Genomic DNA, 15,484 nt, shown 5'->3' on the forward strand with positions numbered 1-15,484 from the left:
CAAGAAGATGAAGAAACTGATCGGCAGCCTTTTCCTGTTCTCGGCGGCCGCGATGGCGACCGTTGCGCATGCGGCGGATTATCCGCAGCGCGCCATCCGCATCATCGTCCCGTTCGCCGCGGGCGGCATCACCGACGTGATGGGGCGCACGATCGCCAACCATCTCGGCGCCGAGCTCGGGCAGCCCGTCATCGTGGAGAACCGGCCCGGGGCCAGCGGCATGATAGGGTGCGAAGCGGCCGCCAAGGCGGAGCCCGACGGCTATACCCTGCTGGTGGCGGGCATCGCCCCGCTGGGCACGAACCCCGTGATGTACCGGCAGATCCGGTACGACCCGGTCAAGAGCTACGAACACATCGGCCTGGTGGCCAAGCAGCCGCTGGTCATCGTCGTGGGCAAGGCGGTGCCGGCCGACAGCATCCAGGAGCTCGCGGCCTACCTCAAGGCGCGCCCTCAAGGCGACATGTTCTATGGCACGTCCGGCAGTTCGTACCAGCTGATCACCGAAGCCTTCAACGCGCAATTGGGCGTGAAGATGACCCATGTCCCCTTCAAGGGCACGAGCCCCGCGATCGAGGCGATGCTGGGCGGACAGATCGGCTTCATGATCGATCCCTATTCCACCATGGGCGCGCTGGTCAAGGCCGGCAAGGTCAAGGCGCTGGCGCTCACCGCCGACAAGCGTTCCGACGCCGCGCCGCAGTTGCCCACGGTGAGCGAGGAAGGCATACCGGGATTCGAGGCTTCGTCGTGGCAGGGCCTGCTCGCGCCGGCGGGAACGCCCAGGGAGATCGTCGAGAAGCTGAATACGGCCCTGGTGAAGATTCTCGCATCCGATGAGATCAAGCAGAACTTCGCCGCCTCCGGCGTGCAGCCCTCGCCATCTTCGCCGGAAGAGTTCCGCCGATTCATCATCGCCGAGAACGAGCGCTGGAAGCGTGTTGCCGCGGCCGCGGGCATCCAGCCTCAGGACTGACCGCGATGGCGCCGTCCGGCCGCCGTCAACGGCCGGACAGTTGCGCGATCTGCTGCAGAGCGGGCACCTGGAGCGGCATCAGGCGGGTGCAGGCCAGCAGTTCCCTGGCGACGAACGCGACGGTCTCGTCGTCGAAGCTTTCGGAATAGGCCGTGATCGCCAGGCAGCCAAGCGCGGTCTTGTCCCAGGAATAATAATTGGCCGCAATGGCGCTCAGGCCATCGTAGAACTCGTCGCGCACCAGCACGTAGCCGTTCTCCGCGGCCCGTTTGAGATCCGCGTCCAGCGCCGCCTTCGTCGTGAGGGTCTTGCTGGTCCGCGCCGCATAGGGAGGCTTGCCCAGCAGCGCCTCGCGCCTGGCCGGATCGGATGCGAGCAGCAAGGCCTTGCCCGGACCGGAGGCATGCATGGGGCCATGCAGCCAGGTCGAGTAATACGGATTGAGCGAAGTGCCCGCCTGCATCACATCGACCACGACCCGCTCGCCGCCGATATAGGCTACCAGCACGACCGACTGGTTCACCTTGTTCGCGAGGCCGCGCACCAGCGGATCGGCCTGGCGGCGCAGTTCTTCCAGCGGGTGCTTCAACCCCAGGGGACGCAGCGTGGAAGGCGAGGCCAGATAGTATTTGCCGTCGCCGATGCGCAGGACGCGCTTGGCGTCCTCCAGCGTTCTCAACAGGCGCAACGTGGTGCTTAGATCCAGTTTGACGTCGGAGGCCAGTTCCGCGAGCGTCATCGGGTGGCTTGCGGCGATCAGGGTGTCCAGCAGGGCCAGTCCGCGCAACAGGGTGCCGGCCAGCGGCCCGCTCCCCTTGGCGCTATCGGTCAGTGCGGCCGTCCCGGCGGCGGTGGAAGATGCAGGATTTTTACGTGGTCTCGGCATAGTCTGGTCTACAAGGCGGGGCACGCATAGGCTGGAGTCCAGCCGCTGACGCGCTCCGGCCAAGCTGCGGATCAGAGTTTAGCGTACTTGCGCAGCGCTTCCGTGAACGAAAGTCCCGCCCGGATTTCGTCGCTGGCCAGCCTGTCCTGGTGTTCGAGTTCGCTTGCGCGCTGCGCCACTTCCGCCGCCCGATCGCGCGGCACCACCACCAGGCCGCTGGAGTCCCCGATGATGATATCGCCCGGATGCACGGGCATGCCATCGATCTTCACCGTGGTATTGATCTCGATGACCTTGACCCGCGTCTTGCCCGACAGCGGCACGACGTGGCGCGAGAACACCGGGAACCCCAGTTCGATGATCTCGTCGGCATCGCGCACGCCGCCGTCCACCACCAGCCCCACGACGCCGTTCTGCACGGCCGCCACTGAAGCCACCCCGCCCCAGGTGGACACCTGCTGGCCGCCGTTGTCGATCACGACGACATCCAGGGGCCGGCACATGTCGACGACGGCGCCCAGCCCGAACTCGGAGGGCAGGTAGGCGTTCTTCGCGCCCGTGACTTCCTTGACGGTGAGCGCGGCGCCGACGAATCGCATTCCCGGCGCGACCGGCCCGAGGTTCAGGCCGATGCTGCCGATACCGAGGTCGTCGAGCACATTACCGATGGTGCTGGTGGCAAGGCCCTCGAACGCTTTGATCAGTTCAGGGGAGGTCTCGGGACGGGTTCCTTGATGGATAGGCACTTGCGTTCTTCTCCAAATTGAATGATGATGCATGCCAAAATTACAATAAAGAAATAAAACTTTCAATGGATGATTAATTAATTTCGTCTAGTGAATTACCTTTGTTTGTGTGGCCGAGTGGCAGAGCCAGGCGACGATGGCTCTGCATATCTGGACGGCAAAGGTCCAAATACAAGGAGACTGGATACATGCGTGAAACTCGACGTACCGTGCTCAAACAACTCTCAGCCGCGGCGCTGGTCGGCGCCTTCGCCCCGCGGGCCTTCGCCTCCGGCGACTGGCCAAGCCGGCCCGTCCGGGTCATCGTCCCTTTCACGCCCGGCGGGTCCACCGACATCGCGGCTCGGCTGGCGGCCGAAGGCATGGGCCGCGCGCTGGGGCAGACCTTCGTGGTGGAAAACCGCCCCGGCGCCGGCGGAAACCTGGGGCTCGAGGCCTTGGCGCGGTCGGACAACGATGGCTACACGATCGGTATTCTCACCACGGCTCACCCGATCAACAGCTGGCTGTACAAGAAGCCCGGCTATGACCTCGCAAGCAGTTTTTCGCCCATCGGCTTTCTGCAGGAAGGGCCCATCATGCTGGTGGTGCATCCCAGCCTGCAGGTCAACTCGCTGCCGGAATTCATCGCATACGCCAAAGCGCGTCCGGGCAAGCTCAACTTCGCCACCTCAGGCACCGGCAATTCCACCCACATGGCGGGCGAACTATTCTGCAACCGCGCGCAGATCCAGATGACGCACGTGCCCTACAAGGGCAGCGCGCCCGCGATCACGGACACCATCGCGGGAGTATGCGAGCTGAGCTTCGACACGATGATCTCCGCGCTTCCGCATGTAAAGGCGGGCAAGCTCAAGGCCATTGCGGTCACGACCGCCCAGCGTTCCCCGATGACGCCCGAGGTGCCCGCCATCGCCGAGACCATCCCCGGCTTCGACGTGTCGGCCTGGAACGGCATGGTGGCGCCGGCGGGCACGCCCAAGGAAGTCATCGGAAAGCTGCATCAGGCGATGGTGCAGGCGCTGGCCGCTCCCGCAGTGATCCAACGCTTCGCGGACATGGGCGTAGCGCCCCGCGCCATGCAGCCGGACGAGTTCCAGCGCTTCATCCTGCAGGAGCGGGATATGTGGGGCAAGACGGTCCAGGCCGCGAACATCACCATCGATTGAGAACGGATCCGTTGCGCCGCCTTTGATACAAAGGCGGCAAGCGTGGAACGAAAAGATAAAAACAGGAGACAAATATGAAAGCAAATCGGCGTTCCGCCATCAAGGCGGCATTGGCCCTGGCCATCGTCACGGCCGGCATGACGGGCGTGCCCGCGCATGCCAAGGACGAGGCGGCCGCCGCCTACCCCGCCAAGCAGGTGACCTTTCTGGTGCCCTACGCCGCCGGGGGACCCACGGACCTGATAGCGCGCCAGCTCGCCTTCGGCCTGAGCAAGCTGTGGAACCAGCCCGTGGTGGTCGAGAACCGCACGGGCGCCAGCGGCATCGTCGCCTTGACGGCCCTGGCGCGCGCGCCTTCGGATGGCTATACGCTGGGGATCATGGTGTCCCCGGTGACGGCCATCGCGCCGCTCACGCAGCCCAGCTTCCGCTACGACGTCACGCAGGACTTCACCGCGGTATCCGATCTGGTCGACTACGCCCTGGTTCTGCTCGCCGGGCCTCAGATCAAGGCGGCGAATCTCAAGGAACTGGTGGAATTCGCCAAGCAGAACCCGACGGCCGTCAGCTACGGTTCCTCGGGCCTGGGCGGCACCAACCATCTTGCGGGCGAACTGTTTTCCCGGTCCGCCAACGCGCCCATGCTGCACGTTCCCTACAAGGGGAATGCCCCGGCGCTCAATGACGTCATGGCGGGGCAGGTCAGTTTCGTGTTCGCCCAGACCGATGCGGCCATCGGGCTCGCCAAGAGCGACAAGGTGCGGGCGCTGGGCATCACTTCCAAGCAACGCAACGCCATGCTGCCCAACGTTCCCACGATGGAAGAAAGCGGCTTCAAGGGCGTGGACGTTGGAGGCTGGACGGGCGTGATGGGACCGGCGAAACTGCCTCCCGATGTGCTCAAGAAGCTGGAAGCGGGCATTGCCGAAGTCAAGAAGACCCCGGAATTCAAGGAAAGAATGGAGTCCCTCGGTTTTGTGATCACCGGCACCTCTTCCGCCGATTTCACCCAGCGCGTGCGTGCCGAACGGGATTTCTGGAAAGCCAAAGTCACCGAAGCGAACATCCAACTCCAATGAACTCAAAGAAACTCCTGTCGATAGGCGACTACGAGCGTGCGGCCAAGGCGGTCCTGCCGCATGCGGTGTTCGGCTACGTCAACGGCGGCACCGAAGACTGCCTGACGCTGCAAGCCAACCGCGAGGCGTTCCGTTCGGTCCAGTTCCGTCCGCGCGGCCTGGTCGGCGTCGCGCAGCGCACGCAGGCCGTGGAACTCTGGGGAAGGCAGTACCGGCATCCTTTCGGGATCGCGCCCATGGGCATGACCGCCATGTGCCGCCACCGCTGCGAATGGGACCTGGCCAAGGCCGCGTCAGAGGCGAAAATTCCGTTCGTGCTCAGCGGCCTTTCCACGCTGGCCATGGAAACCGTGCGCCAGGCCGATGCCGATTTCTGGTACCAGGGCTACATCCCCGGCGACAAGGACGTCATCGAACCGCTGCTGCAGCGCCTGCGGGCCAACGAGGTCGACGTGCTGGTCGTCACCATCGACACGCCCGTGGGCGCGAACCGCGAGAACAACCAGCGCAACGGCTTCACCATTCCGTTCAAGTTCAGCGGCGGCCTGCTCTGGGACGGGCTGCGCCATCCCCGCTGGTCCGCCAACGTGTTTCTCCGCACCTTGCTTTCGGACCGGCAGGTGCCGCGCTTCTGCAACGTGGTCGCCGATACGCGCGGCTACCGCATCACCGAAGAACCCAAGGGCGGCCTGCGCGGCGGCCGCGACCGGCTGGACTGGTCGCACTTGGCCTGGATGCGCGACATCTGGCCGGGCCGCATCGTCCTCAAGGGCGTCGCCCATCCCGGCGACGCGCAGTTGGCGGAACAAATGGGCCTGGACGGCGTCATCGTCTCCAACCACGGCGGACGCCAGCTCGACGGCGCGCAGGGCGCCCTGGACGCCTTGCCCGAGGTCGTCGCCGCGGTGGGCCCGAATTTCCCGGTGATGGTCGACGGCGGTTTTCGCCGCGGCGCCGACGTCCTCAAGGCCATCGCGCTGGGCGCGCGCATGGTGTTCCTGGGCCGCCCCTTTCTCTATGGCGCGTCCGTGGCCGGACAGGCCGGCGTGGCGCGCATCATCGACATTTTGGGAACCGAAATCGACCGCAACCTGGGGTTGCTCGGGTGCCGCGACCTGGCGGAGCTGGGAAGCGACTTCATCGTGTCGCGCCCTTGATCTTCGCGAGCAGATAGTTGCCCCAATGCGCTCCTTAAGGAATTCATCACGCAGCCGGCGGTTGAACGATTCGATCAGCCCATTATCCGTCGGCTTGCCTGGGCGTGTGTAATCGAGACCGTCGTTCGCCGCAGTAGGATATATCGCATGGCGACACCCGAAGAAATCATGAAACACCACGAATCGGACCCGGACGAAGACCCCTGGGTCCGAGGCCGGCCGGCACCGGCGCCGGTGGAAGTCGTGCCCTACGATCCCCGATGGCCGGCCCGCTACGAGGCGCTGGCCGCGGCGATACGCGAGGCGCTGGGGCCGGCGGCGCTGGACGTGGAGCATATGGGGTCCACGGCGGTGCCGGGGCTGGCGGCCAAGCCGGTGATCGACATCGACCTGACCGTGGCCGATCCGGCGCGGGAGGAAGACTACGTGGGGCCGCTGGAGGCGATCGGCTATGTGCTGGCGCTGCGCGAGCCGTCCTGGCATCAGCACCGCGCGCTGCGGCTGGAGGCGCCGGCGGCGAACCTGCATGTGTTCGGGCCCGATTGTCCGGAGAATATCCGGCACCGGATGTTCCGCGACTGGCTGCGCGCCAATCCGGCGGACCGCGACCTGTATGCGCGGGCCAAGCAGTCCGCGGCCGTGGGCGCGATGCAGGTGATGGCGTACAACAAGCGCAAGGAGGCGACGCTGCGCGAGATCTACGAGCGCATGTTCCGCGCGGCCGGCTTTCTATAAGGCGCTCAGGCGCCCGGCAGCATGTAGCGCGCGGATACGGCGAGGATGCGTTGGGCGGATTCGCGCAGCTGGCGGGCTTCGCGGTAGGCCTGCAGGGACACGACGGCGTCATAGCGGCGCGCGCTGCGGGGGCCGGCGAGCAGCGCCGGACGGCGGCTCAGGATCGGGGATATCAGGCGTTGCATATTGGAACCTTCGTGGAACCTTGGTACGGGCGTCTGGCCCGGGGTATGGCAGGCATCGTAGGCCGGCCGGCAAGGCGCGGCAACGAATTACCTTTCATATGGATATCCAGGGATATCCAGAGATATCCGGGCCTTTCCCCGGGGATGCCGGGGAGTTGCGCGCATTGCGGAGTCAGTATCGCCGGCTTATATGACAGTCTGATGCCGGCGGCGCACGCTAGCCCAATATGCGCGAGGAGGAGACGGCCGCGACCCAGACCCAGCGCTCGCCGCGCAGTTCGAAGTCGTAGGTCATGGCGTCCGAAGGCCTGTGCAGGAACGGCGCGAACCAGACGCGCACGCGGCCGGGCGACGGGGTCTGCCATAGCGAGACGCCGCTGATGGGACTGTTCGGCGTCAGGCCCAGCATGGAGATATAGGCCTCGTCGCGCGGGCTGTGGCTTTCGATCTCGATGGGCCATTCGCCCAGTTCCTTGCTGCCGGAGTAGAACGTCATGCCGGTGCCGAACGAGTCGGCCGCGTCCTCGCCGTAGCGGGCGATGGAGAGTTTGCTCATGCCGTCGTCGGAGCGGGCGCACAGGATGCGCTGGAACAGGTCGAGCAGGGCAGCCTCGTGCGCCACGCCGAGCTGGCCGCGCAGCTGCGCGGCGACGGGCGCCTGGCCGTCGATGCAGTGGCGCGTTTCCAGCAGCAGTCCGCGGTCGCTGCGGGAGATGGCGCTGCCGCTTTTGGCGCCGGAAAGCATGGCGCCGATGTCGCGCAGCACGGGTTGTGCGAGGGCGGGGTTGCCGGCCGCCAGGGCCGCGCAAAGAGTCAGTGTGGGGGTGATGCGCATTGCTGCTTGTCGTGATCGTCGTTGCGGTATCGGCGCCAGGTACGCGAGTCAGGCGGGTTTCAGCCGCGAGGGCACTTCGTCGGTGTCGCTGCAGACCGCCAGCACTTCGGCCGGCTTTTTGCTCAGCGACAGGTAGACGTGGCCGATGCTGCTGTCGAAATAGGCGGTTTCGTGCTTGGCGAGCACGACGCTGTCGCCGTTCTCGAACTGGATGCGGACCTTGCCCGACAGCACCACGGCGAATTCCTGGCCGGGATGCCGGATGTAGTCCTCGAACTCGACCACTTTGCGCGAGTCGATGAGGGCGACCATGGGCGTCATTTTCTTGCCCGGGTATTCGCCCATCAGCAGGCGGTAGTGGTAGTTCTCCGTGACATAGTCGCAGGCGTCGCCGAGCTTGTTCTTGACGTAGGTCGGCGCGACGGCGGCCTGGGAGGCGTCGCCCAGCATGAACAGCCGGGTCATGTCGACGTCCAGCGCGCGGGCCAGCGCGCCGAATTTCTCGTAGCTCAGGGCGATCTGCCCCAGCTCGGCCTTGGAAAGCGTGGACACCGCGATGCCGCTGGCGCGGGAGACTTCCTGCAAGGTCAGTTTTCTTGCCTTGCGCTCGGCCCGCAGGCGAGCGCCCATTTCTTCCTTGCCCACGATTTCGGGCGGAACGGTCTTGCCGGGTAGGGCCATGTAGCGGTCTGGCATCAAGGGTTGAGGGCTGGGGCTGGGGCCCGCAAGCCCCGCCGCGTTTGCCGGATTGTAAAGGTTGCGCCCGGTTCAGGCGGCCCGGTTCAGCACGCGCCCGGCGTGCAGGCCGGTAAAGGCCTGGTCCTGCCAGACCGGCGCGCCGTTGACGTAGACCGAATGGATGCCGGCTGCGCTCTCGGTGGGCCGCTCGAAGGTGGCGGAGTCGGCCACGGTGGCCGGGTCGAAGACCGTCAGGTCGGCGTAGTAGCCGGGCCGCACCTGGCCGCGTCCGGCCAGGCCGAAGCGGGCGGCGGTCAGGCCGGTCATCTTCCAGACGGCCGTCTCCAGCGGGAACAGGCCCAGGTCGCGCGAGTAGTGCCCCAGCACGCGCGGGAAGGTGCCCCACAGCCGCGGGTGCGGGCGCTCGTCGTGGGGCAGGCCGTCCGAGCCGATCATGGTGGGGCCGAAGGCCAGGATGCGCTGGACGTCGGGCTCGTCCATCATGAAGTAGATGGCGCCGGCCGGCTGCAGTTCGGGCACCACGTCGTACTTGGACTTGCCGCGTTCGGCGGCGATCTCGTCCAGGTCGCGCCCGCTCAGTTCGGGGCAGGGCTTGCACCAGGTGATGAGGGTGCGGCCGGCGAGCAGCACGCGGTCCTGCTTGAGCATGGTGGAGCCGGCCACGTAGGGGTAGGCGTCCAGCGAGACATCCTGGCCGGCCATGGCGGCCTCGATCAGGGCCAGGGTTTCGCGGGAGCGGCCGAAGTTGGGCTTGCCCATGACCTTGTGGTGCGAGATCACGACGGGCACGCCCAGTTCGCGGCCGATGCGGAAGGTTTCTTCCAGCGCCGCGACGATGTGCTCGCCTTCGTCGCGCATGTGGGTGGCGTAGACGCCGCCGCGCGCGGCCAGCGGCCGGCAGACTTCGATGATCTCTTCGGTGCTGGCGCAGGCGGCGGGCGGGTAGAACGCGCCGGTGGAGATGCCGATGGCGCCGCTGGCCAGGGCTTCGTCGGCCAGCGCCCGCATGGCCTCGATCTCGGCGGGCGTGGCCTCGCGCTGCAGCTCGGGCATGACGGCGGCGCGCAGCGTGGAGTGGCCCACCATGCAGGCGGCGTTGACGGCGGCGGGCGCGGCGCGCAGCGCGTCGAGGTAGTCGCGGAAGCGTTCGTAGCGATAGGAGCCGCCTTCGTCCAGCAGGTCCAGCGGCGCGGGCGGATTGGCGTGCGCCAGCGGCGCCAGGCTGATGCCGCAATTGCCGGTGACCACGGTGGTGACGCCCTGCGAAATCTTGGGCGTCATGTCGCGGCGCTTGAGCAGGTAGTTGTCGTCGTGCGTATGGGAGTCGATGAAACCGGGCGCCACCACCTTGCCGGCGACGTCGATGCGGCGTGCGGCGGTATGGCCGGCCAGGTCGCCGACGGCGGCGATGCGGTCGCCGCGCACGCCCACGTCGGCGCGGCGGCCGGGGGTGTTGGCGCCGTCGATGACGGTGCCGCCGGCAAGAATGTAATCGAACGGGGTGGCGTCGGGCTGGGACATGCGTATCTCCGTCTAGGCAAAGTGGCAGGCGACCTGCTGCCCGGGGGCGACGTGGCGCGGCAGCGGGGTTTCTTCGGCGCAGCGCGGCCGGGCCATGGGGCAGCGGCTGCGGAACGCGCAGCCCGAGGGCGGCGACAGGGGGCTGGGGATTTCGCCCCTGAGCACCTCGACCGGCGTGCGCTCGCCGCGGCGGGCGGACGGCACCGCGGCCAGCAGGGCGCGGGTATAGGGATGGGCCGGACGCCCGAAGATGGCGTCGCGCGGGCCGCTTTCGACGATGCGGCCCAGGTACATCACGGCCACCTGGTGGCTGATGTGGCGCACCACGCTCAGGTCGTGCGAAATGAACACGTAGGTCAGGCCGAGGTCGCGCTGCAGGTCCATCAGCAGGTTGATGACCTGGGCCTGGACCGAGACGTCCAGCGCCGACACCGGCTCGTCGCACACGATCAGCCCGGGGTCCAGCGCCAGCGCGCGCGCGATCACGATGCGCTGGCGCTGCCCGCCGGAGAATTCGTGCGGGTAGCGGTCGGCGGCGTCGGGGCGCAGGCTGACGCGGGCCAGCAGTTGCGCCACGCGCTCGCGGATCGCGGCGCGGCCGTGGCCGAAGTTGCGCAGCGGCTCGCCGATGATGTCGCGCACCCGCATGCGCGGATTCATGGACGAAAACGGGTCCTGGAAGATGAACTGCACCCGCTGGCGCATGGCGCGCAGCTGGCGGCCGTTCATCGCCGCCAGGTCCTGGCCTTCGAGCAGGATGCGGCCGGCGGTGGGTTCGGCCAGCCGGATCAGGCATTTGCCGGTGGTGGATTTGCCGCAGCCGGATTCGCCGACCAGGCTCAGCGTCTGGCCGCGCGGCACCGACAGCGACACGCCGTCGACGGCGCGCAGCACCTTGCCGCCGTCCACCGGGAAGTGCTTCTTGAGGTCGATGACTTCCAGCATGGGCGCGGCGGATGCGGACATGGCGGACGCGGCGGGCGCGAGGGGGATATCGTGCAGGTTCATGGCGGCTCTCACGCGGTCAGGGCGCCGGTCGCGGGCGCGGCGGCCAGTCCTTCGGCGCGCGCCCAGCACCAGACGCGGTGGCGGCTGCCGGCGTCCACGGCGGGCGGGGCGGCGTCGCGGCAGCGCGGCTGCGCCTCGGGGCAGCGCGCGGCGAAGGCGCAGCCGCGCGAGGCCGGCGTCATCACGGGCACGATGCCCGGCAGCTCGGCCAGCCGGGCGTCGTGGCCCTGGCCGTCGACGAAATCGGGCAGCGATCGGATCAGCGCCCGGGTATAGGGATGCTGCGGGCGGTCCAGCACGTCGTCCACGCCGCCTTCCTCGACCTTGCGGCCGGCGTACATGACGATGACGCGCTGGCACATCTGCGCCACGACGCCCAGGTCGTGCGTGATCAGCACGATGGCGGTCCCCAGGCGCGCCTGGATGTCGCGCAGCAGGTGCAGGATCTGCGCCTGGATGGTGACGTCCAGCGCGGTGGTGGGTTCGTCGGCGATCAGCACCTTGGGCTGGCAGGCCAGCGCCATCGCGATCATGGCGCGCTGGCGCATGCCGCCGGACAACTGATAGGGGTACTCGCGCACGCGGCGCGCGGGGTCGGCGATCTGCACCAGGTCCAGCAGTTGTTCGGCCTGGGCCAGGGCGTCGCGGCGCGACAGGCCCTGGTGCAGCATCAGCGATTCGCTGATCTGGCGGCCGATGGTGAACACCGGGTTCAGGGACGTCATCGGCTCCTGGAAGATCATCGAGATCCGGTTGCCGCGGATCGCGCGCATGGCTTTCTCGGGCAGGGTCAGCAGGTCCTGGCCGTCGAACTCGATGCGTCCGCCGGCATTGCGGCCGGGGGCGCGCAGCAGACGCATGATGGACAGCGAGGTCACGCTCTTGCCGCAGCCGGATTCGCCCACCAGGCCCAGGGTTTCGCCGGGCATCAGGTCGAACGACAGGCCGTCGACGGCGACCACCGTGGTCTCGTCGCCGTCGAAACAGGTGGTGAGGTCGCGCACGCTCAGGACGGGTCGGGTTTGCATGGACGCTCCTACAGCTTTTTGGCCAGGCGCGGATCGAGCATGTCGCGCAGTCCGTCGCCCACCAGGTTGACGGCCAGCACGGCCACGCCCAGGAACAGGCCGGGATACAGGATGATGTGGAAGGCCACGGCCACGAAGTTGCGACCCTCGGCCATGATGTTGCCCCAGCTCGGTATCTGCGGCGGGATGCCCACGCCCAGGAAGCTCAGCACGGCCTCCGTCAGGATGGCCGAGGCCGCGATGAAGGTGGCCTGCACCATCAGCGGCGCGAACAGGTTGGGCAGGACGTGGCGCAGCAGGATGGCCGGCACGCGCGTGCCGCAGGACACCGCGGCCTCGATGTAGGGCTGCTCGCGTATCGTCAGCACCAGCGCGCGCACCAGGCGCACGACGCGCGGCACTTCCGGGATCACGATGGCGACGATCACGGTGCCCAGGCCGCCCTTGAGCGTGGCCATCAGCGCGATCGCCAGCAGCACGCCGGGAATGGCCATCAGGCCGTCCATGATGCGCATGATGACGGCGTCCAGGCGGCGGAAATAGCCGGCCGCCATGCCCAGCGCGACGCCGCCCGCGGTGGCGACCGCCGCCACCACCAGGCCGACCACCAGGGACACGCGCGCGCCCCAGAGCGTGCGCGAGTAGACGTCGCGGCCCAGGGCGTCGGTGCCGAAGTAGTGTTCGGACGAGGGCGGCTTCATGCGCGCCATCGGATTGATGTCCTGCGGATCGACCGTGGCCAGCCACGGCGCGGCCAGCGCGATCGCGGCCAGGAGCAGCAGGATGGCGCCGCCGGCATACAGCATCGGGTGGCGGCGCAGCGATTTCAGCGCGCGGCGCAGGCGCGTACGCCTGGCGGGCAGCGGCAGGGTTGCGGTAGTCATGCGTTTCCCCGTCAGTAGCGGATACGCGGATCGAAGAGCCGGTAGCTCAGGTCGACCAGCAGGTTGATCAGCACGTAGATGCCCGAGGCCACCAGCAGCACGCCCTGGATGACCGGATAGTCGTGGCGCAGCACCGCGTCTATGGTCAGGCGGCCCAGGCCGGGAATGGCGAACACGGTCTCCGTGACCACCACGCCGCCGATCAGCAGCGCCACGCCCACGCCGATGGTGGTGACGATGGGGTTGGCGGCGTTCTTCAAGGCATGCCATACGATGGGGCCGGCCGACAGGCCCTTGGCCCGGGCGGTGCGGATGTAGTCCTCGGACAGCGCCTCCAGCATGGTGGCGCGCGTCATGCGCGTGAGCAGCGCCATATACACCAGGCCCAGCGACAGGCAGGGCAGCACCAGGTGGCGCAGGTAGGGCGCCAGGCCGGCCGACAGCGGCTTGTAGCCCTGCACCGGCAGCCAGCCCAGCTTGATGGAGAAACCGTAGACCAGGCTGTAGCCGATCAGGAACACCGGCACCGAGAACGCGCAGACCGCGCCCACCATGACCAGCCGGTCCAGCCAGCGTCCGGCGTTCCAGGCCGCCAGCACGCCCAGCGGTATCGCCGCGACCACGGCGAACAGCATGGTGAAGGCGGCGATGGACAGGGTGGGGCCCATGCGCTGGCCGATCAGTTCCGAGACCGGCATCCGCGTGGCGATGGAGGTGCCCAGGTCGCCGCTGGCGATGTGCGCGACCCAGATGCCGAACTGCTGCAGCAGCGGCTTGTCCAGGCCCAGGTTCTGGCGGATCTTCTCCACGTCGTCGGCGGTGGCGTTGTCGCCGGCGATGACGGCCGCCGGGTCGCCCGGCGACAGGTGGATCAGCAGGAACACCACGACCGCGACCACGGCCATGACGGGAATGACGGCCGCGACGCGGCGCAGTATGAATTTCACGCTGTTTTCCCCCCGGCTTGCGGCCGGGCGCAAGCCGCGCCCGGCGTCTGCCTTACGGTTTTTCGATGTTCCACATCACCGGGATGCCGGTCTTGAGCAGCTCGGTGTGTTGCAGCCCGCGAAACGCGGAGACCGGCTTGAATTCGCCCCACATGACGTACGGCACCGTCTGGTAGGCGCGCGCCTGCAGCTGCGCGGCGATCTGCTTGCGCTTGGCCGCGTCGGTTTCGCGGATCCATTGCGTGCGCAGCGCGTCCAGCTCCTTGTCGCAGGGCCAGCCCGGCAGGCTGTTGCCGCAGGCCGCGGACAGCCAGGGGTTGGTCACCGGCGTGCTGGCGTCGTAATAGCCGCCCCAGGTCAGGAAGATGTTCCAGCCGCCTTGCGCGGGCGGGTCTTTCTTCAGGCGGCGCGCGGCCAGCGAGGCCCAGTCCATGGATTGCAGGTCCACGTTGATGCCAGCCTTCTTCATGTTCTGCGCCAGGACCATGACGGCCGGCGCGCTGATGTGGTCGGTCGGATACAGCACCACGACCTTTTCGCCCTTGTAGCCGGCCTCCTGCAGCAGCTGTTTGGCGCGTTCCGGGTCGCGCTTGGCGTAGGGCGCGGCGCCGGCGTCGGTGGCCAGGGGCGAGCCGCAGACATAGAGCGTGGCGCAATAGTCGACCCGGTACTTCTCGGGGTAGCCCATGGCCGACAGCATTTCCTTCTGGCTGACCAGGTAGTAGAGGGCCTGGCGCGCCTGCGGCTTGTCGAAGGGCGGATGCAGCGAGTTGAGCACGACCATGCCCTGCGAGGACACCGAGGTGTTCAGCGTGATGTCCGGATTGCTTTCCAGCACCGGCAGGAAGTCCGGCGTGGTCTGTTCGATCATGTCGACCTCGCCGTTCATCAGCGCCGCCGTCGCGGTGTTGCCGTCGGGGATGTAGACCCATTCGACCCGGTCCACCTTGACCTGCTTGCCGCCGGCCAGGCCGTCGGCCGGCTCGGCGCGCGGCACGTAGGCGGGGTTCTTGACGTACACCACCTTGTTGCCCGGCACCCATTCGTCGCGCTTGAACAGGAACGGGCCGGAGCCGACCATTTCGGTGACCTGGGTGTTGGGGTCCGTCATCGCCAGGCGCTTGGGCATGATGAAGGGCGGCATGCCGGAAGGCTTGGACAGGGCGTCCAGCACCAGGCCGAAGGGCTGTTTCAAGGTCAGCGTGAAGCTGTTGTCGCCGGTGGCGGCAAGCTCGGCGCCGGCGGCCATCATGGCCTGGCCCAGCGTGTCCTTCTTGGCCCAGCGCTGGATCGAGGCCACGCAGTCCTCGGCCTTGACCGGCGTGCCGTCGTTGAACTTCAGGCCCGGGCGCAGCGTGAAGCGCCAGGACCTGCCGTCCTCCGACACGGTCCAGGTGTCCACCATCTGCGGCTGCACCTGGCCCTTGCCGTCCTGCGAGAACAGGGTGTCGAACACCATGTAGCCGTGGTTGCGCGTGATGTAGGCGGTATTGAACAGCGGGTCCAGCGTCTTGAGGTCCGCGTGCGGCACCAGGCGCAGGGTCTTGGTCTGCGCGGCCGCGCCGGCGGCGGCGCCGATGGCCAGCAGGGCGGCTGCGCCCAGCAAACTGATACGTCGGATCATTGTTT

16 protein-coding genes and 1 pseudogene are annotated in these 15,484 nt (G+C 67.6%); 5 read left to right on the plus strand and 12 right to left on the minus strand.

Annotated elements, in window-relative coordinates; all coding sequences use genetic code 11:
• The first annotated feature begins 7 nt into the window (after positions 1-7).
• Entirely contained in the window at positions 8-976 is a 969-nt protein-coding gene (locus tag A6B37_RS17855; RefSeq protein WP_168202241.1) for a tripartite tricarboxylate transporter substrate binding protein, read from the plus strand.
• A 25-nt stretch (positions 977-1,001) separates the two neighbouring features.
• Here the strand turns inward: A6B37_RS17855 and A6B37_RS17860 are convergent, their stop codons facing one another.
• A complete protein-coding gene (locus A6B37_RS17860) occupies positions 1,002-1,862 on the minus strand; it encodes an IclR family transcriptional regulator C-terminal domain-containing protein (RefSeq protein WP_102774285.1) in 861 nt (286 codons plus the stop codon).
• Between the two features lie 71 nt (positions 1,863-1,933).
• A complete protein-coding gene (locus tag A6B37_RS17865) occupies positions 1,934-2,608 on the minus strand; it encodes an RraA family protein (protein ID WP_168202242.1) in 675 nt (224 codons plus the stop codon).
• Positions 2,609-2,796: 188 nt separating this feature from the next.
• On the opposite strand from A6B37_RS17865, the gene A6B37_RS17870 reads away from it, so the two are divergent.
• The 3 genes from A6B37_RS17870 (at position 2,797) to A6B37_RS17880 (ending at position 6,013) form a co-directional block, all read left to right on the plus strand.
• Positions 2,797-3,777 carry a tripartite tricarboxylate transporter substrate binding protein gene (locus tag A6B37_RS17870; protein WP_102774287.1) on the plus strand — a complete coding sequence of 327 codons (981 nt, stop codon included), beginning with the start codon at positions 2,797-2,799 and terminating at the stop codon, positions 3,775-3,777.
• 74 nt (positions 3,778-3,851) lie between these two features.
• Complete coding sequence (locus A6B37_RS17875) at positions 3,852-4,856, plus strand: tripartite tricarboxylate transporter substrate binding protein (RefSeq protein ID WP_111826509.1); 1,005 nt, start codon at positions 3,852-3,854, stop codon at positions 4,854-4,856.
• Positions 4,853-6,013, plus strand: a complete 1,161-nt coding sequence (locus tag A6B37_RS17880) for an alpha-hydroxy acid oxidase (RefSeq protein WP_111826510.1) — start codon at positions 4,853-4,855, stop codon at positions 6,011-6,013. The genes A6B37_RS17875 and A6B37_RS17880 overlap by 4 nt, the downstream gene beginning before the upstream one ends.
• 36 nt (positions 6,014-6,049) lie before the next feature.
• Here the strand turns inward: A6B37_RS17880 and A6B37_RS17885 are convergent.
• A pseudogene (locus A6B37_RS17885) lies at positions 6,050-6,136 on the minus strand (integrase core domain-containing protein); the annotation flags it as partial.
• A gap of 24 nt (positions 6,137-6,160) precedes the next feature.
• Here A6B37_RS17885 and A6B37_RS17890 point away from each other — a divergent pair.
• On the plus strand, positions 6,161-6,748 hold the full coding sequence (locus A6B37_RS17890) for a GrpB family protein (RefSeq protein WP_111826511.1): 588 nt from the start codon (positions 6,161-6,163) through the stop codon (positions 6,746-6,748).
• Positions 6,749-6,753: 5 nt separating this feature from the next.
• Here the strand turns inward: A6B37_RS17890 and A6B37_RS17895 are convergent, their stop codons facing one another.
• From A6B37_RS17895 to A6B37_RS17935, 9 genes are all read right to left on the minus strand, one after another.
• The gene (locus A6B37_RS17895; RefSeq protein ID WP_102774291.1) at positions 6,754-6,933 is read right to left on the minus strand and encodes a hypothetical protein; all 180 of its coding nucleotides are present in this window, start codon (positions 6,931-6,933) and stop codon (positions 6,754-6,756) included.
• Between the two features lie 217 nt (positions 6,934-7,150).
• Positions 7,151-7,768, minus strand: coding sequence for a hypothetical protein (locus A6B37_RS17900; protein ID WP_146748014.1), 618 nt, complete (start codon positions 7,766-7,768; stop codon positions 7,151-7,153).
• A gap of 48 nt (positions 7,769-7,816) precedes the next feature.
• A complete protein-coding gene (locus A6B37_RS17905) occupies positions 7,817-8,464 on the minus strand; it encodes an XRE family transcriptional regulator (protein WP_246842510.1) in 648 nt (215 codons plus the stop codon).
• A 72-nt stretch (positions 8,465-8,536) separates the two neighbouring features.
• Entirely contained in the window at positions 8,537-9,988 is a 1,452-nt protein-coding gene (locus A6B37_RS17910) for a D-aminoacylase (protein ID WP_111826513.1), read from the minus strand.
• 12 nt (positions 9,989-10,000) lie between these two features.
• Positions 10,001-10,996: a dipeptide ABC transporter ATP-binding protein gene (locus A6B37_RS17915; RefSeq protein WP_102774294.1), complete on the minus strand. Its 996-nt coding sequence runs from the start codon at positions 10,994-10,996 to the stop codon at positions 10,001-10,003.
• A gap of 8 nt (positions 10,997-11,004) precedes the next feature.
• Positions 11,005-12,024 carry an ABC transporter ATP-binding protein gene (locus tag A6B37_RS17920; RefSeq protein WP_111826514.1) on the minus strand — a complete coding sequence of 340 codons (1,020 nt, stop codon included), beginning with the start codon at positions 12,022-12,024 and terminating at the stop codon, positions 11,005-11,007.
• 8 nt (positions 12,025-12,032) lie between these two features.
• The gene (locus tag A6B37_RS17925) at positions 12,033-12,908 is read right to left on the minus strand and encodes an ABC transporter permease (protein ID WP_102774296.1); all 876 of its coding nucleotides are present in this window, start codon (positions 12,906-12,908) and stop codon (positions 12,033-12,035) included.
• An 11-nt stretch (positions 12,909-12,919) separates the two neighbouring features.
• Positions 12,920-13,855, minus strand: a complete 936-nt coding sequence (locus A6B37_RS17930; protein WP_111826515.1) for an ABC transporter permease — start codon at positions 13,853-13,855, stop codon at positions 12,920-12,922.
• Between the two features lie 52 nt (positions 13,856-13,907).
• The gene (locus tag A6B37_RS17935; RefSeq protein WP_111826516.1) at positions 13,908-15,479 is read right to left on the minus strand and encodes an ABC transporter substrate-binding protein; all 1,572 of its coding nucleotides are present in this window, start codon (positions 15,477-15,479) and stop codon (positions 13,908-13,910) included.
• Positions 15,480-15,484: the final 5 nt, after the last annotated feature.

It is taken from the genome of Achromobacter sp. HZ01, assembly GCF_003267925.1.
Lineage (GTDB): Bacteria > Pseudomonadota > Gammaproteobacteria > Burkholderiales > Burkholderiaceae_B > Achromobacter > Achromobacter pulmonis_A.

Coding starts and splice junctions, on each gene's coding strand:
- A6B37_RS17855 (WP_168202241.1), top strand. CDS start 8: ATGAAGAAACTGATCGGCAGCCTTTTCCTGTTCTCGGCGGCCGCGATG.
- A6B37_RS17860 (WP_102774285.1), bottom strand. CDS start 1,862: ATGCCGAGACCACGTAAAAATCCTGCATCTTCCACCGCCGCCGGGACG.
- A6B37_RS17870 (WP_102774287.1), top strand. CDS start 2,797: ATGCGTGAAACTCGACGTACCGTGCTCAAACAACTCTCAGCCGCGGCG.
- A6B37_RS17875 (WP_111826509.1), top strand. CDS start 3,852: ATGAAAGCAAATCGGCGTTCCGCCATCAAGGCGGCATTGGCCCTGGCC.
- A6B37_RS17880 (WP_111826510.1), top strand. CDS start 4,853: ATGAACTCAAAGAAACTCCTGTCGATAGGCGACTACGAGCGTGCGGCC.
- A6B37_RS17890 (WP_111826511.1), top strand. CDS start 6,161: ATGGCGACACCCGAAGAAATCATGAAACACCACGAATCGGACCCGGAC.
- A6B37_RS17895 (WP_102774291.1), bottom strand. CDS start 6,933: ATGCAACGCCTGATATCCCCGATCCTGAGCCGCCGTCCGGCGCTGCTC.
- A6B37_RS17900 (WP_146748014.1), bottom strand. CDS start 7,768: ATGCGCATCACCCCCACACTGACTCTTTGCGCGGCCCTGGCGGCCGGC.
- A6B37_RS17905 (WP_246842510.1), bottom strand. CDS start 8,464: ATGCCAGACCGCTACATGGCCCTACCCGGCAAGACCGTTCCGCCCGAA.
- A6B37_RS17910 (WP_111826513.1), bottom strand. CDS start 9,988: ATGTCCCAGCCCGACGCCACCCCGTTCGATTACATTCTTGCCGGCGGC.
- A6B37_RS17915 (WP_102774294.1), bottom strand. CDS start 10,996: ATGAACCTGCACGATATCCCCCTCGCGCCCGCCGCGTCCGCCATGTCC.
- A6B37_RS17920 (WP_111826514.1), bottom strand. CDS start 12,024: ATGCAAACCCGACCCGTCCTGAGCGTGCGCGACCTCACCACCTGTTTC.
- A6B37_RS17925 (WP_102774296.1), bottom strand. CDS start 12,908: ATGACTACCGCAACCCTGCCGCTGCCCGCCAGGCGTACGCGCCTGCGC.
- A6B37_RS17935 (WP_111826516.1), bottom strand. CDS start 15,479: ATGATCCGACGTATCAGTTTGCTGGGCGCAGCCGCCCTGCTGGCCATC.